At 49.2% G+C, this 25364-nt stretch carries 14 protein-coding genes, 1 tRNA gene and 1 pseudogene; 13 read left to right on the top strand and 3 right to left on the bottom strand.

Features of this window, described 5'->3' with window-relative positions:
- Positions 1-1771 precede the first annotated feature (1771 nt).
- The 6 genes and pseudogenes from ST42_RS11415 (at position 1772) to asnS (ending at position 11321) form a co-directional block, all read left to right on the top strand.
- Positions 1772-3733 carry an Omp28-related outer membrane protein gene (locus tag ST42_RS11415; protein ID WP_197068944.1) on the top strand — a complete coding sequence of 654 codons (1962 nt, stop codon included), beginning with the start codon at positions 1772-1774 and terminating at the stop codon, positions 3731-3733.
- A 350-nt stretch (positions 3734-4083) separates the two neighbouring features.
- Positions 4084-4182 (top strand): annotated as a pseudogene (locus tag ST42_RS13650) (T9SS type A sorting domain-containing protein); the annotation flags it as partial.
- A 33-nt stretch (positions 4183-4215) separates the two neighbouring features.
- Complete coding sequence (locus ST42_RS11410) at positions 4216-6009, top strand: Omp28-related outer membrane protein (RefSeq protein WP_156139358.1); 1794 nt, start codon at positions 4216-4218, stop codon at positions 6007-6009.
- Between the two features lie 826 nt (positions 6010-6835).
- Positions 6836-8182, top strand: a complete 1347-nt coding sequence (purB, locus tag ST42_RS11405; RefSeq protein WP_044073594.1) for an adenylosuccinate lyase — start codon at positions 6836-6838, stop codon at positions 8180-8182.
- 63 nt (positions 8183-8245) lie between these two features.
- On the top strand, positions 8246-9775 hold the full coding sequence (locus ST42_RS11400) for a pseudouridine synthase (RefSeq protein ID WP_044073593.1): 1530 nt from the start codon (positions 8246-8248) through the stop codon (positions 9773-9775).
- Positions 9776-9902: 127 nt separating this feature from the next.
- On the top strand, positions 9903-11321 hold the full coding sequence (asnS, locus tag ST42_RS11395) for an asparagine--tRNA ligase (RefSeq protein ID WP_044073592.1): 1419 nt from the start codon (positions 9903-9905) through the stop codon (positions 11319-11321).
- Positions 11322-11803: 482 nt separating this feature from the next.
- Here the strand turns inward: asnS and ST42_RS11390 are convergent, their stop codons facing one another.
- From ST42_RS11390 to ST42_RS11380, 3 genes are read right to left on the bottom strand one after another with little or no spacing between them, the layout of a single operon-like run.
- Entirely contained in the window at positions 11804-12652 is an 849-nt protein-coding gene (locus tag ST42_RS11390; protein WP_022316677.1) for a CvfB family protein, read from the bottom strand.
- A gap of 27 nt (positions 12653-12679) precedes the next feature.
- Positions 12680-13453 carry an ABC transporter ATP-binding protein gene (locus ST42_RS11385; protein ID WP_022316676.1) on the bottom strand — a complete coding sequence of 258 codons (774 nt, stop codon included), beginning with the start codon at positions 13451-13453 and terminating at the stop codon, positions 12680-12682.
- Positions 13454-13506: 53 nt separating this feature from the next.
- Positions 13507-15651, bottom strand: a complete 2145-nt coding sequence (locus ST42_RS11380) for a cation:proton antiporter (protein WP_044073590.1) — start codon at positions 15649-15651, stop codon at positions 13507-13509.
- A 134-nt stretch (positions 15652-15785) separates the two neighbouring features.
- Here ST42_RS11380 and ST42_RS11375 point away from each other — a divergent pair, with 134 nt between their 5' ends.
- The 7 genes from ST42_RS11375 (at position 15786) to ST42_RS11345 (ending at position 25200) form a co-directional block, all read left to right on the top strand.
- Positions 15786-16799 carry an aspartate-semialdehyde dehydrogenase gene (locus ST42_RS11375; RefSeq protein WP_044073589.1) on the top strand — a complete coding sequence of 338 codons (1014 nt, stop codon included), beginning with the start codon at positions 15786-15788 and terminating at the stop codon, positions 16797-16799.
- 47 nt (positions 16800-16846) lie between these two features.
- Positions 16847-17629: an ABC transporter ATP-binding protein gene (locus ST42_RS11370; RefSeq protein WP_044073588.1), complete on the top strand. Its 783-nt coding sequence runs from the start codon at positions 16847-16849 to the stop codon at positions 17627-17629.
- Positions 17630-17906: 277 nt separating this feature from the next.
- Entirely contained in the window at positions 17907-23135 is a 5229-nt protein-coding gene (locus ST42_RS11365) for a glycoside hydrolase family 88 protein (RefSeq protein WP_044073587.1), read from the top strand.
- Between the two features lie 139 nt (positions 23136-23274).
- Positions 23275-23469, top strand: coding sequence for a hypothetical protein (locus tag ST42_RS11360; RefSeq protein WP_044073586.1), 195 nt, complete (start codon positions 23275-23277; stop codon positions 23467-23469).
- Positions 23470-23784: 315 nt separating this feature from the next.
- Positions 23785-23869: transfer RNA gene (locus tag ST42_RS11355), tRNA-Leu, on the top strand.
- Between the two features lie 65 nt (positions 23870-23934).
- Entirely contained in the window at positions 23935-24474 is a 540-nt protein-coding gene (locus ST42_RS11350; RefSeq protein WP_231557034.1) for a hypothetical protein, read from the top strand.
- A 477-nt stretch (positions 24475-24951) separates the two neighbouring features.
- Entirely contained in the window at positions 24952-25200 is a 249-nt protein-coding gene (locus tag ST42_RS11345) for a hypothetical protein (protein ID WP_156139357.1), read from the top strand.
- Positions 25201-25364 lie beyond the last annotated feature (164 nt).

Genomic DNA, 25364 nt, shown 5'->3' with positions numbered 1-25364 from the left:
TGAAGTCAATAGTAGGTGTAATCAAGGTATCTGAAGAGGGAGCACCATAGTGCTCGCAAATCCGGCTTAATCCCTCCCAAAATCCAAGCATCATTAACCAATAAAATCAAAAAATTATCCGTGAAAGACCAATCCGTGCTCCTCGGTGTTATCAGTGTTTAATTTTTTGATTTGTGGCCCTGCCGAAGGCCAGGGACACAACTTCAACACGGAACTAATATATCAGTGATAATAAATTTGTCCATCAGCCTTCGGCGATGGACAAAAAATTAAACACGGATTTAACGGAGAACACGGATTTAATGGAGAACACGGATTTGACTTTTTCACTGATTTTTTTTCTTAAACCCAAATCGGTCATTAGGGCTTGCCTGGATTTTGTTCTTTTAGAAGAGTGGATTTTGTTTGGCTTTTAATGAGTAATAGCGAGCTATTACGAATTAAAAACAAGCAAAAGACGCCTTATAAAAAACAAAAGACTGCAAGCAGTAAATATAAAATACAATAAACGGCCTAATGACCGTTTTGGGTTAAACCTGTATTCTTTGGATTTATTTGTGGATTTTCGTGGATTTGCGAGTGCTTGTGGCACTCCCTTTTTCTGAAAAGCATCTGATGATTCTTAGCCAGTGGAAATCTCACCCCAATTCACCTAAAATGACATAAAACCTAAAATCGGTAAAAACTGTCAGATTATCTGGTTTTTTGTTGTAATGCTCTGACAAATAGACAGTTGACTACCTGGCGATTGTCAGCCAATTGTCTGGATGGTTTGCTGGTGAAAAGAATTGTCAGGTGTGAGCAATCGTCAGATGAAAGTAATTGTCAGATGTTAGGAATTCAGACAACAGGAATTGTCTGTGTTGGCAGAATCCTGAAAACAGGGATATGAGTATGCAATATGAATTAGTTGGGCCGACGTCTGACAGCAAATCTGCCCAAGTGGGGCAAGCACGTTGCCCATGTTGGGCAAGCACGTTACCCCCGTTGGGCAAGCACCGTGCCCAATTTTAGCCCAAAACCGTCATTAGATCATATAATGGTCATTCGAATTAAGTGTGCACTGATTTAACCCAAATCGGCCATTAGGACGTTTAAAGTGTAATTTTAATAACTGCTTGCAGTCTTTTGTTTTTTATAAGGTGTCTTTTGCCTGTTTTTAATTCGCAATAGCTCGCTATTACTCATTAAAAGCCAAACAAAATCCACTCTTCTAAAAAGCAAAATACAAGCAAGCCCTAATGACCGCTTTGGGTTAAAAAAGTATTTAGCGTGATTTCTAATCGTCTGATTTACCGTAATATAATGTTAAAAAATATTACAAACTATTTGAGGTATTGAAATTAATTCCTATTTTTGCAACGCTATTTCGGAAATATTATGAACAAACAATAAAAACACTTGTGATTGTCGTAACCTTAGACGCTTCCAATTCAGTCATTGTATTGACATTATAGGGTTATCGACTTTCGATGGTTTTCCCGTGGAAATAGTTCTTGCGGTATCGACCATTCAAGTATTCTAAATATTTAGAGATAAAACGACGAAACTTTTTTTTTATTTATATAACTATTAAAAATGTGAGAAATATTTACTTTACTTTTTGTTGTCTGCCAGTTGGTATGTACATCATCAAGGTGCGCACGGCAGACGGCAATGTACAGAGTGTAAAACTTAATATCAATAAATAATCATTATGAGAAACAACAGAAATAAGTTGTTTCTGTTATCCATCGCAAGTCTTCCCCTCTTTGGGGGGGACTTGTTTGGCATGACAGGAACTCCATTGATGCCATCCCCACAGGCTGTTATCACCAAGGCAACAGTAACAAAGAAAGATGCAGGTATGCGTCTCGGTCCGAGTGAGACATATAAGAGCATTGGCAAATACTGTATCCCTGTATCACAGGTTGAGGAAGACACTCCAGCGTCTCACACCATGTGTCAGGCTATCCGCCTCCCGGCAAGCCTGCTCAACAAGTATGTCGGCTGCAAGATCGACTCTATAGAGGTTGTGCTCGGTGCAAGAACCGGTAATGGCCTGGCTCCTGACGACGAGGCAGTAGAGGGTGTGAAGCGTGGCAATGGTCTCACTGCTTTCGTATGTAAGGATCTTGACAAGTTAATCGAGGGAGATGTCCTCACTTCGGTATCTACACAGGATTACGCTTCCGGTTACAACAAGTTCAAGTTCAACAACTCTGTGACCATCGAGAAAGACCAGGATCTCTATCTCGGTTATTATATCACCCTTACACCAGGCGAGAACCTCGACGCCGTCGCTTTCGACGATCCTATCGTGATGGGTTATTCCGGTGAGAAGGGCAACTCGTTCCTCGCCCTCGACTTCCGCTGGCAGAGCAACAGCAGTTTTCCTATGGCTGTGAACGGACAGCCATATTATATGAACGCTGCCATCCGCGGTATCGCTTCCGGCGACAAGTTCCCTGACGGTGACGTAGGTCTCATCAGCCTCTCTTCTGGCAACGACTACTACGTGGAGTGCAATTCACCAGCCACATATCAGGCTAAGGTCCGCAACTACAGTCCTGAGACTGTGAAGAGCATGGAGTTCTCTGTATCAGTAAACGGCAAGGAGTCTGACAACGTAGTGTTGAACGACCTCAACGTGCCGAGTCACGAGATCACCACTATCGACGTGCCAGGCGTGAAGATCAACCATGAGGGTAACCTCGACGTGAAGCTCACTGTAAAGAAGGTGAACGGTGTTGACGATTCGGATGTTGCCGACAACGATATGACTTCAAGCAGCTTCGCATATCGCGAGGGCGGTCAGATCCTTCGTCGTAACGTGCTCCTCGAGCAGTTCACATCAGAGGGCTACAGTGAAGCAGAATTTGTGGACGAGTCATACAAGGAGTTCCTGGCAGACCAGAGCAACGTTATCTGGGTTAAGCACCATGTCAAAACTAAAGGTGGCTTCATAGACCAGTTCGTTACCGACTTCGAGAAGAAATATGTTTCTCTCTATGGCGGTGCTTCAACATTCTTCCCGGCAGCTTGTTTCGACCGTATGAAGTTCCTCGGCATGGAAGATCCAGGTCCTGCTTACTTTGTAGAGAGCAATGTGGCATTTGAAGCTATGCTCGGCAACGTGAACATGATTCCTTCGTTCGCAGAGCTTAACGTCCGTCCAAAGCACAACGAGGCTGACAACACTATCACCGTCAAGGTGAACTTGAACACTCAGGCTAATGTGATGCCTGGTCAGACAGACCTCCGCCTCACTACATGGCTCGTTGAGGACGGTATCGTGAGCACAGAGCAGAAGGGCGTAAGCGGTGAGTATATCCAGGACGGTGTTATCCGTGCCGTGCTCAGCGAGGACGTTTGGGGTGACAAGGTGGACATCAGCAGCTACTCTGCAAGCAAGGAGTACAGCATCGCCGTTGATCCAAAATGGAACCTCGCAAACATGCGCGTCGTTTCATTCCTGAGCAACTACGATCCTTCAAACAAGGTTTACCAGCTCTACAACAGCCGCGAGTCTAAGGTACAGGTGTCTTCAGGCATCAGTTCTGTAGTCCGCACCCCAGACTCTATGGTAACAGTGACCGACGGCAACGTTGAGGCTATCAACGGCAACACACTGGTTGGCGTTCACGACCTCTCCGGCCGTAGCTTCACTGGCAAGAACCTGCCTAAGGGTATGTACATCGTTACAGTTTCTGACGGCAAGCAGCAGTCTGCTGTCAAGGTTGTAGTGAAGTAATATGAACGACCACGTGATGAATGATCCGCGCCGCAAGTGATTGCAGAATCCGGCGGAGTGGATGATCAGAAGAACGAAAAGCGACGGATAATCAGTTTTCCGTCAGCTACAGATACAAGTCTAAGCTCCAGGGTGAAAATTCCCTGGGGCTTATTCCCCAAACACACGTACAGACATAGTCAACTTGCTCGTCTCAAGTTATGCTTATTGACAAAAGAAGACATTACCTTTATTAGTAATAACTAACAATACTTTCACAATGAGAAAAAGCTTACTTATATTCCTTTCTCTCTTGCTCTTCTCCACGTCAGCACTTGCAGTGGAAAGAGTGATCAAATTATACAGCGAACGGCGAGCAGGTGGAGAATACCAACCTCAAGAGCGGACTCTATGTGGTGAGAGTGGTGAAAGACGGAAATACAATGACAAAGAAAGTGTTAGTGAAATAATTAATCCTTTATTTAATCTATAAGAACTTAAAAATGAAAAGACTATCATTGATCCTCATGGCAGTGCTCATGTCAGTTACCGTAGCGCTTGCCGATCAGTATTGCTTCTTCGGCTACGGCACAACCACACAGACTGGTGTGCTCACGGAGAACACATCAGCTAAGTGTGCTATCTACATTCCGGCAGAAGTGGCAAGCCGCTACAAGGGATGCTACATCAACAAGGTGAGAGTGGGTCTCGCATCAAGATCCACCACTCTGAAGGTGTTTATCACCAAAGACCTCAACTCTTATGACGTTACAGGTACATCAGACGCAGCATATAGCGGAACTAACGACGTGCAGACAACAGAAAAGTTTCAGATCAGCGGAGAAGAGGGCTTCTACGTAGGTTATGAAGTGACAGGTACAGCTCCTATCGTTGCCGTTTCTAACGTGTACAACGAGAACGGTTGCTGGGCTGACCTCGGCGACGGATGGAAGAACTATGCTGCAGAGGGCGAAACAAAGTCTCCAGTGCTTTGTCTCGACGCTCGTATCAGCGGTGAAAAGGTGCCACTGGACGCTTGTCTGATATCTGCAAACAGCACAGTTTCTGCAGTCGGCGAGCCAGCAACACTCTCTGCTACAGTAAAGAACCAGTGCTATACCAAGATCACGAAGCTCAGCGTGGCTTACTCTATCGACGGTGGCGAGGAGAAGACAGCCGAGAGCGGCAAGATAAGCATCCTTACAGGTAAGGACGCAGTCGTTACATTCACTGACCCGGAGGCTAATCTGGCTCTTGGCGTGCACGACGTGAAGATGCGTATCCTTCAGGTAAACGGCAAGGACGACGAGGTGGCTGACAACAACAGCGGTGAGTCTCTCATCAACGTTCTGCAGTTCGTTCCCGGCAAGCGTCTCTTCGTTGAGGAGCAGACCGGTATCGACTGTGGCTTCTGTCCACGTGGTATCGTAGGATTCCAGTATATGAGCGAGAAATATCCTTCACAGTTCGTTGGCGTTGCAGTACACTGCTATGACGGCAATGGTCCTCTCGCTCCATCAGACTATGCTGATTTCGTAAGAAATCTGATCAACGGCGGTTTCCCTGGCTCTACAGTAATGCGCCAGAACTCGACATCTCCATCAGGCGACAACCTGGAGGTAATCCTGAAGAACCTCAGCAAGATTGCTCCAGAGATGCACATCGATGTAGAGTCTAAGCTCTCTGCAGACGAGAAATCTGTTGACGTTACAGCAATGGTAACTCCTCTCATCAAGAAGGCAGGTGCACGCTACAAGCTTGGTTTTATCCTCACTGAGGACAATGTGACAGGTTATAGCCAGGCAAACTACTTCTCAGGTGGCGCATACGGCGAGATGGGGGGCTGGGAGAACAAGGGCAGCTATGTAAGCGACCCATTGCAGCATGTTGCCCGTGCTACCTTCGGTTATGAGGGTATCGAGGGAAGCATTCCCACAGAGTTCAACCTCAACGAGGTAATCAACTACAACGTTCAGATTCCTATTCCTTCAACAGTTCAGAACAAGAAGAACCTCAACGCTATCGCTATCCTCATCGACTCTCTCACAGGTTATGTAGACAACGCCGCTGAGGCACACGTCGGCGCTAACTCTGCAGACTGCATCGAGACAACAGAGAATGTCGCTTCACCAGTGGTACGCATCCAGAACGGCAACCTCGTTGTTGACGGTTACAACGGAAACGTTAAGGTTTATACCCTCGACGGAACACAGGTTGCTCCAACATCTCTCTCTCACGGCATCTACGTAGTGAAGGGTGAGGGCGCCCAGCAGTTCGTAAAGCGTATCGCTTACTAATCAGATGAAAAGCGCATCGCATGTTAATCGGCTGGCAAGCATGTCACTTGAATATCAGGCGGGCGTTACAATCTGTAGACATCAAAGTTTTTCTATAAAGTAGGAAGCTTCTCGCAATACTTTAAAGTGTATCAAGTTCGGGACAGTCCCGTTTCTTGATACACTTTTTCAGTTCAAAGACTACTCTTCGTGTCATGGTGATTCTTAGGGGGCAGCTGCAAGCAAACCATGCCCTCCCCAACGGGGGAGGACAGGTGGGGCTGATTTCTGCAATCTTTTCATATCCTATAATTATGATTTATGAATTGATGCATCAGCCCCCTCTCGTTCTCCCCCGTAGGGGAGATGCAGGTTACTTTTAATTGTGGTAAGCTATTGAATATCAGACAATATGGAGTATCTGTCCCTCCCCTACGGGGGAGGCTAGGTGGGGGCTGATGCCAATAATATAGGAGATGCAGGTTACCTTTCCGTGTAATATGCTGTTGTACTATCGTATTTTGAATCATTGTCGCATGAGATGCTGGTTACTCTTCCGTTCAAAAACTGCCATTGGGGTCAATCAGCTTACCAGCGGTCAATAATGAATGTTGAATGTTGAATATTGAATAATGAATGTTGAATATTGAATAATGAATGTTGAATATTGAATAATGAATGTTGAATATTGAATTTAAAACCATAACATTATTCTTGTTCTAATGCCATTTTTTTCAAATAAACCCAAGAAAGCAACAATTTTTATGATACATTTATCTCATATAGATAGGAAATACAAATATTAATTAGTAAATTTGCAGCCAAATACGTATTACTTTTTTAAATTATGACACTTGACGCATTGACAGCCGTATCACCAATCGACGGCCGCTATAGAGGAAAAACAGAGAAATTGGCAGATTATTTCTCAGAGTATGCTTTGATAAAATACCGCATCCGTGTGGAAATCGAATATTTCATAACGCTTTGCGAATTGCCTTTGCCACAGCTGGCAGACTTCGATCACAAACATTTCGACAGCCTCCGCGACATATACCGCAAGTTTGACGAGGAGGGCGCATCGCGCGTCAAGGATATCGAGAAGATAACCAACCACGACGTGAAGGCCGTGGAATATTATATCAAGGAACAGCTCGACAAACTCGGAGATTTCGAGAAATACAAGGAGTTCATTCACTTCGGACTCACATCGCAGGATATTAACAACACATCCGTGCCTCTCTCCATCAAGGATGCCCTCAACGAGGTCTACATCCCGCAGATTGAGGAACTGACAGAGCAGCTGAAGACCTATGCTGAGGAGTGGAAAGACGTGCCTATGCTCGCCAAGACCCACGGTCAGCCGGCTTCTCCAACCCGTCTGGGCAAGGAAATCATGGTCTTCGCATATCGTCTCGACAAACAGGTGGAGATGCTCAAGGCTTGTCCTATGACAGCCAAGTTCGGAGGTGCTACCGGAAACTTCAACGCCCACCACGTGGCTTATCCGGAATACGACTGGCGCGAGTTCGGCAACAAGTTCGTAAGCGAAAAGCTCGGTCTGGAGCGTGAGCAGTATACCACACAGATCAGCAACTACGATTGCCTCGGTGCCGTGTTCGACGCTTTACGCCGTATCAACACTATAATCATCGACCTCGACCGCGACTTCTGGATGTATATCTCAATGGAATACTTCAAGCAGAAGATAAAGGCAGGCGAAGTAGGCTCAAGCGCTATGCCACACAAGGTGAACCCTATCGACTTCGAGAACAGCGAGGGCAACATGGGAATGGCAAACGCAATACTCCAGTTCCTGGCTCAGAAGCTCCCTGTAAGCCGTCTGCAGCGCGACCTCACCGACTCTACGGTGCTCCGCAACGTAGGCGTACCGATGGGCCACGGCATGATTGCAATGCAGAGCACCCTCAAGGGACTCCGCAAGCTCATCCTCCACGAACATAAGATAAGCGAAGACCTCGACAACACATGGGCGGTGGTGGCTGAGGCGATACAGACAGTATTGCGTCGCGAGGCTTACCCACATCCTTATGAGGCACTCAAGGCCCTCACCCGTACCAATAAGACAATGACGGAGGAGACAATCCATGAGTTCATCAAGACTCTTAATGTCAGTGATGCCGTGAAGGCTGAGCTGATGGCTATCACGCCACACTCATACACTGGCATCTGATTATAAACAATATCTTTTTATTTACAGCCGTGAGGCTATTTCAACAAACAACTATTAATTATTATGGCAGAAGAATTCGACAACAAGACGGAGAACACATCCGCACAGAGTAACGGGGGTGGCCGCGAGGGCTATCGCTCGAATGATTATCAAGGTGGAGGCTATCGCAGCAACGGCGGACGTACCATGCGTCCTCGTATCGGCGGAGCCCAGCGCGCCTACAGCACAAATCGTAGCTATGACAACAACAATGACGGCGGCTTCCGTCCGGAAGGTTTCGGTGCAGGTTTGCAGCACGACAACAACGGCGGCTACCAGCAGCGTGGCGGTCAGGGCGGCTATCGTCCTCGCTACAACCTGGGCGGCGACAACGGCGGCTACCAGCAGCGTGGCGGTCAGGGCGGCTATCGTCCTCGCTACAACCAGGGCGGCGACAACGGCGGCTACCAGCAGCGTGGCGGTCAGGGCGGCTATCGTCCTCGCTACAACCTGGACGGCGACAACGGCGGCTACCAGCAGCGTGGCGGTCAGGGCGGCTATCGTCCTCGCTACAACCAGGACGGCGACAACGGCGGCTACCAGCAGCGTGGCGGTTATCAGCAGCGCGGCGGTCAGGGCGGTTATGGCAACCGTCAGGGCGGTTATCAGCAGCGCGGCGGTCAGGGCGGTTATGGCAACCGTCAGGGCGGTTATCAGCAGCGCGGCGGTCAGGGCGGTTATGGCAACCGTCAGGGTGGCTATCAGCAGCGTGGCGGTCAGGGCGGTTATGGCAACCGTCAGGGTGGCTATCGTCCTCGCACAGCCGACTACGATCCAAATGCAAAGTACAGTCTCAAGAAGAGAATAGAATATAAGGAAGTCAACGTAGACCCGGATGCACCGGTACGTCTGAACAAGTTCCTCGCCAACGCCGGCGTTTGCAGCCGTCGTGAGGCCGACGCATTCATCCAGGCAGGTGTGGTTACCGTCAACGGACAGGTAGTCACAGAGCTCGGTACAAAGGTGAAGCGCAGCGACGAGATCAAGTTCCACGACCAGAACGTGTCTCTCGAGAAGAAGGTCTACGTGCTCCTCAACAAGCCAAAGGACTATGTTACAACAAGCGACGACCCACAGCAGCGCAAGACTGTGATGGACCTCGTGAAGAACGTTTGTCCTGAGCGTATCTATCCTGTAGGACGCCTCGACAGAAACACCACCGGTGTGCTTCTGCTCACCAACGACGGCGACCTCGCCAGCAAGCTCACACATCCTAAGTTCTTGAAGAAGAAGGTCTACCACGTATACCTCGACAAGAACGTCACTGCCCACGACATGCAGCAGATTGCAGAGGGCATCACTCTCGACGACGGTGAGGTGCATGCAGACGCCATCGAGTATGCTCATCCTACAGACAAGAGCCAGGTGGGCATCGAGATCCATAGCGGCCGCAACCGTATCGTGCGCCGTATCTTCGAAAGCCTCGGCTATAGAGTGGTGAAGCTCGACCGCGTGCAGTTTGCTGGACTCACAAAGAAGAACCTGCGTCGTGGCGACTGGCGCTTCCTCACCGAGAAGGAGGTTGACATGCTGCGCATGGGAGCGTTCGAATAATCGAATACAACTATAAGGAAGGCTCAGAGAAGGACTCTGGGCTTTCTGAGTTTTTCTTCACAGCGGCGGATTGTCACATCCGGCAGCTGTGACAAAGAATAGCAAAACAACAAGAAATCAACTCAATATGAAAAGAACAAAAGTTGTTGACGCGTTGAAGCTCACCGATTTCGGTTCAACGGTCAACGTGAAAGGCTGGGTTAGGACACACCGCAGCAGCAAGGCTGTAGACTTCATCGCCCTTAACGACGGTTCTACGATAAAGAATATACAGGTTGTAGTAGACCCATCAAAGTTTGATGCCGAGATGCTCAAGCAGATCACCACAGGTTCGTGCATCAGCGCCACCGGTGTTCTCGTTGAGAGCCAGGGTGCCGGTCAGACGGTAGAGATCCAGTGTGAGAGCCTCGAGGTGTATGGTCTTTGCGGCAGCGACTATCCGATGCAGAAGAAGGGACAGAGCTTCGAGTATATGCGTCAGTATGCCCACATGCGTCTGCGTACCAACACTTTCGGTGCCGTGATGCGCATCCGTCATAACATGGCGATGGCTATACACACATATTTCCATGAGCATGGATTCTTCTATTTCCATTCTCCTATCATCACGGCGAGCGACTGCGAGGGAGCCGGACAGATGTTCCAGGTTACCACAAAGAACCTCTACGACCTGAAGAAGGACGAGGACGGCAAGATAAAGTATGATGACGACTTCTTCGGAAAGCAGACATCGCTTACGGTGAGCGGACAGCTCGAGGGTGAGCTTGGAGCAACGGCTCTCGGCGCTATCTATACCTTCGGTCCTACCTTCCGTGCAGAGAATTCCAACACCCCACGCCACCTTGCAGAGTTCTGGATGGTGGAGCCGGAGGTGGCATTCATCGACCTCACCGACCTGATGGACCTTGAGGAAGACTTCATCAAATATTGTATCCGCTGGGCTCTTGAGCATTGTCAGGACGACCTGGAGTTCCTCAACAAGATGATAGACAAGGGACTCATCGAGCGTCTGAAGGGCGTTCTCGAGTCAGACTTCGTACGTCTGCCATACACCGAGGGTATCAAGATTCTGCAGGACGCCATCGCCAAGGGCAGAAAGTTCGAGTTCCCATGTGAGTGGGGCGACGACCTCGCTTCTGAGCATGAGCGCTACCTCGTGGAGGAATACTTCAAGAAGCCTGTCATCATGACAAACTATCCTAAGGCTATCAAGGCATTCTATATGAAGATAGACGATGAGGAGTCTGGATTCGGCGGCAAGAGCGGCCAGACCGTTCAGGGCACCGACGTTCTCTTCCCGCAGATCGGCGAGATTATCGGCGGTTCCGTACGTGAGGAGAGCCTTGAGAAGCTGACGGCAGAAATCAATGAGCGCCATATCCCGATGAAGGATATGTGGTGGTATCTCGACACACGTAAGTACGGAACATGTCCTCACGGTGGTTTCGGACTCGGTTTCGAGCGTCTCATCCTCTTCGTCACAGGTATGCAGAACATCCGCGACGTGATTCCTTTCCCAAGGACACCTAAGACGGCAGAGTTCTAATCGACAACGTACATACTTTTCTTTAAGACTATTAATAATGAAGCCTGGGAATCGCACCGCTTGCGATAACCCAGGCTTTTTAGTTCATTAGGGATAAAAATACTACATTGAATGTCCTGATGGCCGTTTCGTTTTAAACCCAAATCGGTTATTAGGGCTTGCTTGGATTTTGTTATTTTAGAAGAGTGGATTTTGTTTGGCTTTTAATGAGTAATAGCGAGCTATTGCGAATTAAAAACAAGCAAAAGACACCTTATAAAAAACAAAAGACTGCAAGCAGTTATTAAAATTACACTTTAAACGTCCTAATGACCGATTTGGGTTAAATCCATTATCCATACAATTACGCCGACAGAAATATATGTCCGGATTTTCCCCCACAGCGTGGGGAATGAAACCCCACATTAGGGGGTGTTGTTCCCCACGCTGTGGGGGATTTCGCGGTAATCCTTATCGTAGTGTCGTTCCAGTCGGTTATCCCTCTATTTCTCCACCAATACGATACCCATGCCGCCCTCTTCCAGCGTTATGATATGGCGCTTATACAAGTCGCCTATAGCCTTCTTGAAAGTCTTCTTGCTCACCTGGAAGCGGTCGTAGATATCTTCTGCGTTGCTCTTGTCGCCAAGGTTGCAGTAGCCGTTGTTCTCCTTGAGGTAGTCGAGCAGGGCGTCGGAAAATTCTCTCGAAAGCTTCTTTCCCGTTGGCTGCAGCGTAACGTCGATCTTGCCGTCAGGACGCACGGTGCCGATATATCCCTTCATGCGGTCGCCGGTGTGGATATATTTGAATATCTGGTCCTTGTATACCAGTCCGCCGTATTTGTTGTCTATAATCACCTTGAATCCCAGATCCGTCTTCTGCCATACCAGCAGGTCCACCTCCTGTCCGTGTCTGTAGTCGGGAGTCTCCTCGCTGAGATAGCGCTCCACCTTTGCCGAAGCCATGATGCGGTAGCTCTCCTTGTCGAGGTGTATGTGTACGATATACGAGTTGCCCCTCACCATCTTCATCTTCTGTTCGCGGAAGGGGCAGAAGAGGTCCTTCATCAGTCCCCAGTCGAGAAATGCTCCGAACTGGTTTGTCCAAGCCACTTCGAGGTAAGCAAACTCACCCACCATCGCCTTCGGTGTCAGCGTGGTGGCTACGGGACGCTCGTCCTGGTCGAGATATACGAACACGTCGAGAGTGTCGCCCGGTTTGCAGCCCTCCGGCACGTAGCGTGTTGGCAACAGGATTTCACCCTCGTCGCCACCGTCGAGATACATGCCGAAGTCCACTTCCTTCACCACCTTCATGGTGTTCATTTCGCCTAATTTTATTCCTTTCATAGTTTGTCGCTTTTTCTTCTTTTTCGTTTACTTTCCTGACTCGCTTCCCGTTTCCGCATCCGTTCTCACTTCTGTTCCTGAATTCTGTGATGCCGGCATTTCCGTTTCTGCGTCAGCTTCAGCATCCTGTGATGCCTTCGGTTCCGTTTCCTTCTCCAGCATACCGTCCCTCATCTTTATCGTGCGGTCGGTGATGCTTGCCAGCTGTTCGTCGTGGGTCACGATGATGAAAGTCTGTCCCGTCTTGTCGCGCAGGTCGAAGAAGAGCTGATGCAGCTCCGCCTTGTTCTTGGAGTCGAGGCTTCCCGACGGTTCATCGGCGAGCACCACAGCCGGGTTGTTCACCAGAGCCCTTGCCACTGCCACACGCTGCTTCTCTCCGCCCGACAGTTCGTTGGGCTTATGCTTGGCGCGGTCGGCGAGTCCCATGAAGTCCAGCAGTTCCATGCCACGTTTCTTAGCCTCGCTTTTCGACATTCCCGCTATGAAGGCAGGAATCATGATATTCTCAAGCGCCGTGAATTCTGGCAGCAGCTGATGAAACTGGAACACGAAGCCGATGTTTCTGTTGCGGAAGTCGGAGAGCTTCTTCTGGTTCAGTCTTCTCACGTCCACTCCGTCAATCATTATCTCCCCGCTGTCAGGCGAGTCGAGCGTACCGATTATCTGGAGCAGTGTGGACTTTCCCGCACCGCTCGGTCCCACGATGCTCACCACCTCTCCTTTGTCTATATGCAGGTCGATGCCCTTGAGCACCTGTAGCGAGCCGAAGCTCTTTGTGATATTCTTTATGTCGATCATTGTCTGTTATAATTGTCGGTTTATTGTTGTCTTCCGTTTCCTCCCGTGGCTTGTCATGATGCGTCGGAGCGTCCTTTGTCTATCTTCTTCATCACCCAGTTTACTATCGAAGAGTAAGCGCTGTCAACGGAGTGATGCTGTGGCGCCGTGAATGTCATGTCCTCAGGCGACTGTCCGTTCTGGTCGGGGAACACCACCATCAGGTTATGCTCGTGGTAGTGTCGGTATAGCTCCAGCGGCAGCCGTTCGAACACCGGTTTGTATGACACCGTGCCCTGTCTTGCCGAAATCACCACGAGCATGTGGTCGCTGCTCATCTGCTGCGCCAGCTGTGTGAATTCCTTCCAGTGTTCCATCAATACATATTCTGCCCTCACTCCCGGGTGCTGGTTGCGTATATATTCATTGATGAGCGATGTCGATTCTATCCTTCCGTGGAATATTATCCGGCAGCTGAGGTTTTCAGCCAGTCTCGCCAGCCTCTCTATCCAGCGGTAGAAACCCTGTTCGAACTCCACTCTCGACGGCACCGCCACAAGAATCCTCCTCAGCGTGTTCAGCGGCCTGTTGCACCGGCATAGTATAATCTGCCTGTTCAGCTGGTTCACGAGGTCTGGTGTGAATATCCCCCAGAACTTGTCGCCGTCGGTCTTCTTCTCGTGCAGTCCCATTATTATTTCCGATGCGTCATACTCCTTGAAGGCGTGTATGATGCCGTTTGTGATGTTTGTTGCGAGCCGGCTCTGCGTGAGCATCCTCACGTCTACGGCACTTGCCATCTTCGCCGCTTCCTCCAGTGTGCGCTTTCCGAGCGCCTGGAATTTCTGGCTGTTCTCGTCGTCATACACCACGTTGAGACCTATCAGTCCGCGGTTCAGCTTGTTGTTGTGCATCATGAGCGCCATGCTCATCAGCGTCTCTATCTGTCCGCCCGATCTCAGCGGCACGAGAATCTTCTCGTCGTCGTTCTTCCCTTCGCTTTCAGACGCCAGTCCCTCGGTCAGCGTTATCTTCTGCGAGGCGTTGTCGGTCATCATCGATCCGAAGACACACGTGAAGAGAATCATTATCACCACGGCGTTGAGCATGTCGGAGTCAACGAGATATTCGCCCGGTGTGGTCTGCAGTTTCATTCCCACCATCACGATGGCGATAGATCCGGCGGCATGCGACGATGTGAGTCCGAACATCATGTTGCCGTTAGACCATGGCATCCTGAACACGCCCTTCATGACGTATGCCGCCAGTCCTTTGCCCAGCGTGCCGAAGAATATGATGCAGAATATCACGAAAACAGTGTGCCATCCCGTGAACAGCACCCTCACGTTTATCAGCATTCCCACTCCGATGAGGAAATATGGTATGAAGAGCGCATTGCCCGTGAACTCCAGTCTGTTCATCAGCGGTGACACGTGGGGTATGTAGCGGTTCAGAATCAGTCCGGCGAAGAACGCTCCGAACACGCCTTCCAGTCCGATGAACCCCGATACCGCCGCACTGAGGAACATCAGCGCCATCACGAAGATATACTGCGCCACGGCATCCGAATACCGCCTCAGAAACCATCGTGCCATCCTCGGCAGCAGCATCAGTCCGCCTGCCACAAACAGGAATATCTTCAGCAGGAACAGGCACCAGAATCCCACTCCGGCGCCGCTGCCGAACGAGCCCACTATGGCTGCCAGCACCACCAGCGCCAGCGTCAGGGCTATCATCGAAGCCCCCACACACAGTGTCACGCTGACATGACGTTGCAGTCCGTATTTGCATACGATAGGGTAGGCGATGAGCGTGTTTGATGCCATGATGCTGCTGATGAGCAGCGTTGCCGTGGGGTTATAGTTGAGCAGCGAGCTGCTCGCCCAGTAGGTCAGTGCGAAAGGCAGCAGGAAGGTGAGCAGTCCGAACAGCGCCACCTTCTTGCCGTTGCTCTTCAGTCCCTCGATGTCCATCTCCAGTCCGGCGAGAAACATGATATAGTAAAGTCCTACCTTCCCGAACAGTTCGAAGCTGCTGTCGCGCTCCAGAATGTTCAGACCGTATTTGCCCACTACCACACCTGCGAGCACCATTCCCACGATGTGCGGAATGCGCAGTTTCCCCATCACGATAGGTGCCGCGAGGATTATGAAGAGCACGACGAAGAAAATCATCGTCGGGTCTGTAATAGGCAGGTAATTGAAAGTATCCGGTATCATAATGCACTAAATTTAATGCAAAGGTGCAAAAAAAATGTTAGAATTGGCGAGATGTACATCGAAAGTTGTAATTTTGCAATAATAATTAAGATAAACGTGCGATTATTAAACACAAATCAAATTAAAAAGTAGATATGAAAGTAGCAATAGTAGGCGCAAGCGGTGCCGTGGGGCAGGAGTTCCTGCGTATCCTTGCTGAGAGAGATTTCCCTATGGACGACCTCGTGTTGTTCGGTTCTGAGCGTTCGGCAGGCAGAAAATACACCTTCAAGGGCAAGGAATATGAGGTGAAGCTTCTTCAGCACAACGATGACTTCAAGGATATCGACATCGCCTTCACCTCGGCCGGCGGCAGCACATCAGAAGAGTTTGCCGGCACCATAACGAAATACGGTTGCGTGATGATCGACAATTCCAGTGCCTTCCGCATGTGCGACGACGTGCCTCTGGTTGTGCCTGAAGTGAATGCCGAGGATGCCCTGAAGCGTCCGCGCGGCATTATCGCCAACCCCAACTGCACCACGATAATGATGGTGGTGGTGCTGAACCCCATCGACAAGCTGAGTCACATCAGAAAGATACACATCGCCTCATACCAGAGCGCTTCGGGAGCAGGAGCGGCTGCCATGGCGGAGCTGGAGCAGCAATACAGGGACATCCTGGAGACGGGCAGCACCACACACGTGGAGAAATTCCCTCATCAGCTTGCCTATAACGTGATTCCGCAGATAGACAAGATGACTCCCAACGACTATACCAAGGAGGAGATGAAGATGTATAACGAGACACGCAAGATAATGCACTCCGATGTACGCACGAGTGCTACCTGTGTGCGCGTGTCGTCATTGCGCTCACATTCAGAGAGCGTGTGGTTCGAGACGGAGCGTCCGCTCACCGTGGAGGAAATCCGCCAGGCACTGAAGGCAGCGCCGGGAGTAACCCTCGAAGACGACCCTCAGAACTATGTATATCCGATGCCTCTGGAGAGTGCCGGCCACGACGATGTGTATGTGGGCCGTGTGCGCAAGGATCTTGCCGACGACAACGGCAACACGCTGTGGCTCACCGGCGACCAGATTCGCAAGGGTGCCGCACTGAACGCTGTTCAGATTGCCGAATATCTCATCAAGGTGGGCGACGTGAAGTAATGGGCGCGCCTGCTTGCAGAAACAACTGATTCTGAAAAGGAATTGAAATGAAAGACATATTGCGACTTTCCGATCTCACGATCGGATATGGCAAGACGACAAACAGGCGAGTGGTGATGCAGGGTATTGAAGCTGCCCTGCATCCCGGTCGCCTCACTTGTCTTATTGGCGACAACGGAGTGGGAAAGTCCACCCTGCTGCGCACCATCTCCGCCTTCCAGCCTAAGCTCGGCGGAGAGATAATGCTCGGCGAGAGAGAGATTGACTCGTTCACCCGTCAGGAACTGGCGAGGCTCATCGGAGTGGTGCTCACGGAGCGGCCGCAGGTGCAGAACCTCACCGTGTTTCAGATGGCTGCCATGGGGCGCAGCCCGTACACGGGATTTTTCGGACGCCTTAGCGACGACGACAGGCGCATAGTGGGCGAGAGCCTGCGTATGGTGGGCATAGAGCATCTTGCCGGACGCATGGCTGGCACACTGAGCGACGGTGAGCGACAGAAGATGATGACGGCGAAGGCGCTGGCGCAGCAGACCAGCGTGGTGTTTCTCGACGAGCCTACGGCTTTTCTCGACTATGGCAGCAAGGTGGAGACTCTGCAGATGCTCCGTTCGCTGTGTCATGACAACGGCAAGACGATACTCCTCTCCACACACGACCTCGAACTGGCCCTGCAGATTGCCGACGACCTGTGGGTGATGACTCATGAGCGGCTCATCACCGGACCTACCGCCGCCCTCGCCGCCGACGGCACCCTGTCGCGGTTTATCGACAAGTGCGGCATCCGCTTCGATCCCACCACGATGACGATACGTGTGGTGGCGGAATAGCTTACCCTTTTTTTATTTGTTTTACTGAAACTGAAAGCCTGACTGTGGCAAATGGTCAGGCTTGGAATCCCTCAACGGTAATCCATTTTTCATATATATTCATCGTTTTTTAACATCACACTATTCGATTAGTCATTTTTTTTCTTTACCTTTGCCAGCACAATTTGGTACGAAGACAATTTCGATATTTTACTGATGAGGAAAGAGAAGACTCCTCATTCAGACTACTAAGAAGTATATAAAAATTAATTTACAAACAAAATTCAGTTATCTGTTTATGAAGAAAGAAGAGCAATCTTTTGGCTGCGGCATATCCGTGTCGCAGAAAGGACATGCCCTGTCTGGATGGATTCTGCGTATCGTCCCTCTCTTCGCTATGCTTTTCGCCACAGTGGTGGCAAAGGCGGCGGGCGACGGCGACGGCGTGAAGTTCAATCCGGGGGTGAGGTATTCGCAGTGGGCGATAAACTCACGTCTGCATGACTTCTATGGCAACACGAAGTTATTTGGGTTTGATGTTTATGACGCCAATAACACAAAGAAGTCGACGGTGCAGTGGAAGAACGACAAAAAAGGCAACATTGACAAAAGCTTTGATTACGTTGCCGGTCTTGTGGCAAAGGCAACACTCGAGGCGGCGGATTATTACGCAGGTTTCGACTGGTCGAAGCCATGGTTCTATTCTGCACAGGCATTTGCTGCAGAAGTGACATATTCAAATGATTCGAAGCCGACACTTGACGCTATGAATGCCGTCAAGATGTATTTCCCTATTCTTTCGAGCAGTCTGAAGAGTGACAACGTGGTCACAAAAGCGAACACCGCTCTTGCCAATCTTGCCAATGATATGAAGAATTATAATACTAAATACTCTATCGGCGGTTCGAAATCTACTCTAAACGAAGGAAATGCAAGTGATGCACAGAAGCAGATGTTCGGTGGCTGGTTCCACAAGTCGTCAGACTATGTTGACCAGATGTGGCTCGATGGCGCATATATGGGTAGTGCAACGCTGGCACAGCTTACAGGCTATTTGGGTGACAGCAAGAATATCTTCGGGAGCAAGGAGGCTGATTGGAATATGGTTGCCAAGCAGCTCAATATCGTATGGAACCAGTGTTGGGATTCCAATAAACAACTTATGTATCACGCTTTCAGCGCAACGGGCGATGCTAAGGCTTCAACAAAGACCAATGATACATGGGCTGGTATCAGCAACAGTGCCGATGCTCCTGTTTATCACTCTGCCGCTTTCTGGGGGCGTGCTAATTCGTGGTATTTCTTTGCCTTGGTTGACGCTCTTGAGGCAATGAAGAACGACAATCAGGAGAATACCGATAACTATAAAACCCTGAAGAATCATCTTGATTTCTTTGCCGCTGGCATCGTCAAGTGGCAAGACAAGACAACTGGCGGTTGGTATCAGGTGATGGACGAGAACGGTAATTATAAGGCAAGCAATTATAATTCCAGCTATAGTTGGGATACCTCTTACAATAATTATATAGAGACATCCGCTACAGCAATTTTCTCTGCAGCCCTTTTCAAGGCTGTCCGCTTGGGATTGCTCGGAGACACATACAAGGAAGCCGCCAAAAAGGCATTTGAAGGAATCGTGAACAATTTTGTCGCTCCAAAGGCTGACGGTACTATAAATATATGGAGTAGCTCCCGTTCTGCGGGATTGGGTGGTAGCCACTATCGTGACGGTTCGAAGATTTACTATATTCTTGGCACGGATACAAAAATTGTGACCAAGGAAGACAACCTCACCGAGGGCAAGGTGCTCGGCGGTTTCATCATGGCGGCAACAGAATATGAGCGCGCTTATCAGAATCAGGACGGTAGTGCTCAGATTCTCTTCTCTTATGACCTGAAGCCAGCTTACGACCTGACGCAGTCGGGCGCTACGGCTCCCAAAGTGGAGGTGTGTGGCACGGATGCAGCCAATGCGACATACCAGTGGTATGACGCCAATACTGATGCTGCCGTAAAGGGAGCCACAGAGGCTCAGTTCATTCCTCAAACCACAGGCAACTATTACTGCAAGGCTACAGTGGACAACACGAGCATACAGACGAGTGCGACGAATATCAAGGTTAATTCCAACTCTTCTGCTGACAAGCAGAAATTCACCGTCACTGCTACGGCAGAAAACGGGACGGTGGAAATCAAGGATGGCGCCGGCAATGTGGTGACCTCCGGAACACAGGTGGAGGAGGGCACCAAGCTGATCTTCACCGCTAAGGCAAATACTGGATATGTGTTTGACAGCTGGACAGCAACCGGTGGTGCAGCCGACGGCAATGTGTATACCATTAGTTCCCTCAATGCCGACGCCAACGTGACGGCTAATTTCAAAGAGAAAAATACTGGAGGTGGCGAAACAGTGGAGACGACATTGTTTTCGATGGTGACCACGGCTGCAAGTGATGTCAGCGTAGCTAGTGGAGCTACCCAATCTCTGGACGGCAATGCAGATAAAACTGGAGGAAGCGCAGAATTATATAATGGTAAGAGTTCGGCAACTGTTATGATTTCCAAGACTGAAGGCGTGAAGCTTAATGGCAGCAGCAAGTCATATATGAAAGTCACTCTCGACAAGCCACTTGCCAAAGGAGATGTAATCGCAGCGCCGGATTGTGGTTCTCCCTTCTATGTTACCTCGGCTGATACTAAAACTACAGATGCACCGGAGGTGAATGCTACTGGTTATACTATTCCAGAGAATAGTGATTTGATTGGAAAGACCGTGATTTATTTCTGGAGAGGAAAAGGCAAGTCTATCACCATCACCCGCAAGACCACTACTCCGACGACCTCTCAGCTTGTTATTGCAGTGGAAGACGTGGAGATGAATGTCACCGACGAAGTGACAAAGCAGCCGGAAGTGAAAGTGTATGGCATTGGCGACAAACTGCTTACTCTCGACACAGACTATAAACTGTCTTTCTCTACCGACAACGATAACGTGACCATCAATGAAAACGGAGTGTTCACGGCGGCAGGAAGCAAGTCCAATTATACTGAAGGCGTCACCAACGTCACCGTTACGGCTACACCGTCGGCTGAGCTTGCCGGACAATATACCGAAGCAACAGAGAACTTCACGTTCACCGTGAGGAAGGGCAAGATGAAGCCCGTGTTCATGCCTGCATACAAGGGCGCTACCATCAAGGTGAAAACGGGTACGAAGAAGACTATCGAGGTGCCTCTCAATTATGGAGGAGAGAACGTGAGCGGATATTTTGATGTGAAATACTCTTGCTCTCCTTCGTTAAAGCTGACAAACTCGAATAACACGATGACATGCACCTTCAGCACGGCAGGCACATACACTATAACGGTCAGCGCCACTCCTAAAGTCATAAATCAAGGCAAAGACGATGAGTTCAACTATGCTGATGAGTATGACGCTCCGGATGCTGTGACATTCACCGTTGACGTGAGCGATGGTTATAAGGTTCCTAAGGTCACTCTCAATCCTTCTGCCGACAAGACAATCTATGTTGGCGAAGTGGTGGATGCTCCAGCCGTAAGCGTTACTGATGCACAGGGTACGGCAATCGACAAGAGCAAATACACTATGGAGTGGACATCCTTCGCACCCGACGTTTGTAAGGTGGATGCCACAACGGGCAAGATTGAAGGCGTGAGCGCTGGCGACAAGTTGAAGATACAGCTGAGAGTGAGCGGAGACAGTTTTGAGGATGTGTTCAAGTATCTCCTCGTTTCTGTTGACGACCCTGCGAAATATCGCGTGAAGGCTCCTAAATCGGGAGTGACATACAGTCCGATGACACCATTATTCAATCAGAACAAGACCCTCGCCGTGACTCTCGGCGGATGGAGCTTCACCGACCGCGACACGGCTCCCGTGTCGAAAGAGGGACTCACCTATGGCGATAAAAACAAATGGGCTGATGACTCTTCTAAGGCAACCTGGGTTATCAAGGGCTTCGACTATTATCTCCCCGGTCTCACATGTCAGAATGCTCGTCAGGAAGACGGTGCTTGTCCGTTGCCAAGCGAGACTCAGTGGTATGACGGAAAACTGCAGAAGGTAAAGGGCGGCACGGTAGATCCGATGTTCTATGTGCCATGCTCGGGAGCATATCTCACGGTGGAACCGAAGACCAACGGTAAGGTCAGCGTCAGCGTGTTCCAGAACGGAGTGTTCGACAAGTCGGGTGGTGTCTACGCCTATCGTCCGCAGCGCCGTGTGTTCGTGTTGGACGAGGCGGGAAAGGTGGTGGCTTCTGAGGCGACAATCAGTGCTACAGGAGGCAAACTCACCGTGGCAGACAAGAAGGCTACCGACAAACTGGCAAATCCATACGATATAACAAACTATCCTTGTAACATCACTGGACTGGCAACCGGTCCTGCCACAACGGGTGGCGGAAAGGAGAGCAATCCTTCTCCTAAAGTGGAGGAAGTTATGAAGCATTTCCGCGGCATGACATCCTTTGTGATGACAGAAGCTGGATTCCAGAACAACGTGTATGAGAGCAATATCGACAACAAGGCAACGTGGGGCGAAAATGCCACACCGAACAATGGTGCCGACGACAATGTGATGGGTTCTCACGGATGGTCGGTGCTGGTGGATGCAGCGGTGACTTACACTTTCGATGTGAAGGCCGGTAAAACATATTATATATATAACTATGGTTCGAAACTCGGTTTCTATGGATTCTCATTTGATGAGGCTAAGGGACAGCCGGTAACGAACTATGAATTCAATGACGGTGAGACAAACACCATCGAACTGACCAAGGCTGGCGAACTCTCCATCGCGAAGGTGAACCGCGCAATGAAGGCTGGCGTGTGGACAACATGCGTGTTGCCGTTCAGTCTGAACAAGCAGCAGGTGGATGCCATTTTCGGAAAGACTTACGACAGGGAGAATACTAACGGAACGCAGATTCTGTATTTCGACCGTGTGGAAGGAACGAAGGCTATTTTCGTGCGCCATGCCTACAACAATATCGTGGCGGGCAAACCGTTCCTCATCAAACCGACAAAGGATGTCGCCTCTATCAATACTGCTGAGGTGGAAGGCTATCCTTACGTGACGATAGAGAACACTCAGCCGGCAGAATGGTGCAAGGGCAACGGATATGTATGGATGGCGAGCTACAGCAACGACCTGACGGTGAAGGAGGGCGACTGCTTCATCAGCAACAAAGACGGTTCGTTCAAGAATTTCGTCGGCGACCCGGGCACGCTGAAGGGCTTCCGTGGTTATCTCAAGAATATCGGCACCAACGGAGTGTCTGAGGCAAAGAAACTCACCGTGGGCATGGGTAGCAATGTGACAACCGACGAGACTTCGGCAATCGACGGTATCTTGATCGACGGCGACATGCCGGCAGACAGCGTCACCGCAGCAGACGGTAAGGTGTATAACCTCAACGGACAGGTTGTGGCAACCTCATACCGACAGTTCCAGGCATTGCCCGGCGGCGTGTATGTGGTTAACGGAAAGAAAGTAGTGAAGTAAGCAAGCTCCAGAATACTTGTAGCAAACAAGTTTCTGGATAACTTGAAGTAACAAGTTCTGAATACTTGTAGCAGCAAGTTCTGACAACTTATCGCAGTCAAGTTCTTACAGCTTGTAGAAACTAATAATAAATGTAACAATGAACAAGAAAACATATATCACCCCACAGACCACGCTTGTGAAATGTAATATCGAGGGCGTGATGCAACAACTGTCAAAGACAGGTGGAGAAAGCAAAGTAGACCCCAACACGCCAATCGCCCCTCCACCGGGCGGCAATGGTGGAAGTGACGAATTGAGCAAGGAGAACTCCGGTCTCCTTTGGGACTATTAGTCCCGCTTCTTTTTCTTTTTGTCTGCATCATGCCGGGATAGGGTAGCTCACAGCTCCCTATCCGCATGATGTCCATGCAAGTCGCCATGACTGAACGGCATAATCTCCGTTAGTGTATCAGATGCCGTAATGTCTGTTTATCCATCAGATGGTGTAATGTCTGTTTATCCATCAGACGGTGTATCTCTGTTAGTGTATCAGACGGTGTAATGTCTGTTTAGTGTATTAGACGTCGTAATGTCTTTGACTCTAAAATAAATAGCGCAATAAATTTTGTCAGGTGGAAAACATTCCGTACCTTTGCACCGCAAAATTGCGCTTGTGGCGAAATTGGTAGACGCGCCAGACTTAGGATCTGGTGTCTCGCGACGTGTAGGTTCGAGTCCTATCAGGCGCACCATACAGAATCCTAACTGCTTGAATATGAGCAGTTAGGATTTTTGCTTTTATAAAATTGCCGAGTTTTTGCCAACACAATTTCGTGCCGATTATACAGTCCGTCCTGTCTATATCAACAACAATTTGTCAAGAGGAACTTTCAAACGCAACCATGAAGGCGACTATCTTTGTACGGAGCAAGAGCTGAAAATGATGCTCCGTGATGCCAATGAAGCCGGCAATGATGGATTGTTGTTGGAATACTACACAATGGACGACATTGACATCGCAACATTGGAACGCTTCCGTCAGATGTTTCAGAACTTGCATCCAGAGCATCAATGGAACTCGGCAGAACATAAGGAGTTTCTAACGAACTTTGGAGGTTATACACGAGACCGAAGGACTGGAAAAGAAGGACTGACTATGGCTGGACTCTTAATGTTTGGCAAAGGATTGCCAGTCCGTGAGCGTTTCGACAATCTGCGAATGGACTACATTGATAAATCCAATTTGATAGGCGACCAACGCTATAGCGACCGATTGACATACGATGGGACTTGGGAAAACAACCTGTTCAACTTTATAAGAATGCCCGTTGGCGGAATTAGATTAGTGCATACTTAATCCTAATGTCAGTTTGTGTTAAAATGGGCAACGTGCTTGCCCAAGTGGGGCAACGTGCTTGCCCATCATGGGCAACGTGCTTGCCCCTGTTGGGCAGATTTGCTGTAAGGCGTCTGCCCAATAAGCTAATGTTGTAACACCCATATTCCTGTTTTCAGGATTCTGCCAACGCATACAATTCCTGTCGTCTGAATTCCTTTCATCTGATAATTCTTTTCATCTGACAATTCTCTTTTCTTCAGCAAACCATCCAGACAATAGGCTGACAATTGTCTGACAGTCAACTGTCTGATTGCCAGAATATTACGACAAAAAACCAGACAATCTGACAGTTTTTCAGAAATTCTCGTTTTACTAAGAATCAGCGATATGGGCAACTTTTGCTCATATCGACCAACTTAAATTAATTCCGCCAACGGGTAAGAATGGTATTTTTAAAAGAAAACTCTAATGTGTTCAGAATCATTTAAAGAGCTAATGCAAAGCACAAAATTGGCTCAGTTCACAAAAATGGAATTGCCATCAGCCGCAACAGGATTTGTGCCATTTGAAATGGCACAAATAATGCCTAAAGAATTTGTGCCAACAGAATTGGCACAAATTCCAAGTGTTCTCTTTTTTACAGGTTGGAGTAATCATCAACTCATCTTGAACCGCTGCAAAACAAATGAAGAGAGACTTTTCTATTTATTCAAAGAAAGAGCTGTTAACCTGAGTTCGGGATAAGCGACAGTCGTTTTTCTTGCTATGCCAGATTTCCGACAGGTGCATATTACATTTGCCCTCCAAACAATATGGATGGCAAAATGCAGAATTGTAAAGTCCAAATGAAGTTTACTTTATAACAACAAGCTGTCCGTCAACATTCTCTATGCAATAGTCAATGTTGA

Source organism: Prevotella pectinovora (assembly GCF_000834015.1).
Lineage (GTDB): Bacteria > Bacteroidota > Bacteroidia > Bacteroidales > Bacteroidaceae > Prevotella > Prevotella pectinovora.
This window is presented reverse-complemented; position numbering and strand designations above follow the sequence as displayed.

What these genes read in the sequence shown, in the direction of transcription:
- ST42_RS11415 (WP_197068944.1), top strand. Translation starts at nt 1,772, where the DNA reads ATGACAGGAACTCCATTGATGCCATCCCCACAGGCTGTTATCACCAAG.
- ST42_RS11410 (WP_156139358.1), top strand. Translation starts at nt 4,216, where the DNA reads ATGAAAAGACTATCATTGATCCTCATGGCAGTGCTCATGTCAGTTACC.
- purB (WP_044073594.1), top strand. Translation starts at nt 6,836, where the DNA reads ATGACACTTGACGCATTGACAGCCGTATCACCAATCGACGGCCGCTAT.
- ST42_RS11400 (WP_044073593.1), top strand. Translation starts at nt 8,246, where the DNA reads ATGGCAGAAGAATTCGACAACAAGACGGAGAACACATCCGCACAGAGT.
- asnS (WP_044073592.1), top strand. Translation starts at nt 9,903, where the DNA reads ATGAAAAGAACAAAAGTTGTTGACGCGTTGAAGCTCACCGATTTCGGT.
- ST42_RS11390 (WP_022316677.1), bottom strand. Translation starts at nt 12,652, where the DNA reads ATGAAAGGAATAAAATTAGGCGAAATGAACACCATGAAGGTGGTGAAG.
- ST42_RS11385 (WP_022316676.1), bottom strand. Translation starts at nt 13,453, where the DNA reads ATGATCGACATAAAGAATATCACAAAGAGCTTCGGCTCGCTACAGGTG.
- ST42_RS11380 (WP_044073590.1), bottom strand. Translation starts at nt 15,651, where the DNA reads ATGATACCGGATACTTTCAATTACCTGCCTATTACAGACCCGACGATG.
- ST42_RS11375 (WP_044073589.1), top strand. Translation starts at nt 15,786, where the DNA reads ATGAAAGTAGCAATAGTAGGCGCAAGCGGTGCCGTGGGGCAGGAGTTC.
- ST42_RS11370 (WP_044073588.1), top strand. Translation starts at nt 16,847, where the DNA reads ATGAAAGACATATTGCGACTTTCCGATCTCACGATCGGATATGGCAAG.
- ST42_RS11365 (WP_044073587.1), top strand. Translation starts at nt 17,907, where the DNA reads ATGAAGAAAGAAGAGCAATCTTTTGGCTGCGGCATATCCGTGTCGCAG.
- ST42_RS11360 (WP_044073586.1), top strand. Translation starts at nt 23,275, where the DNA reads ATGAACAAGAAAACATATATCACCCCACAGACCACGCTTGTGAAATGT.
- ST42_RS11345 (WP_156139357.1), top strand. Translation starts at nt 24,952, where the DNA reads ATGCAAAGCACAAAATTGGCTCAGTTCACAAAAATGGAATTGCCATCA.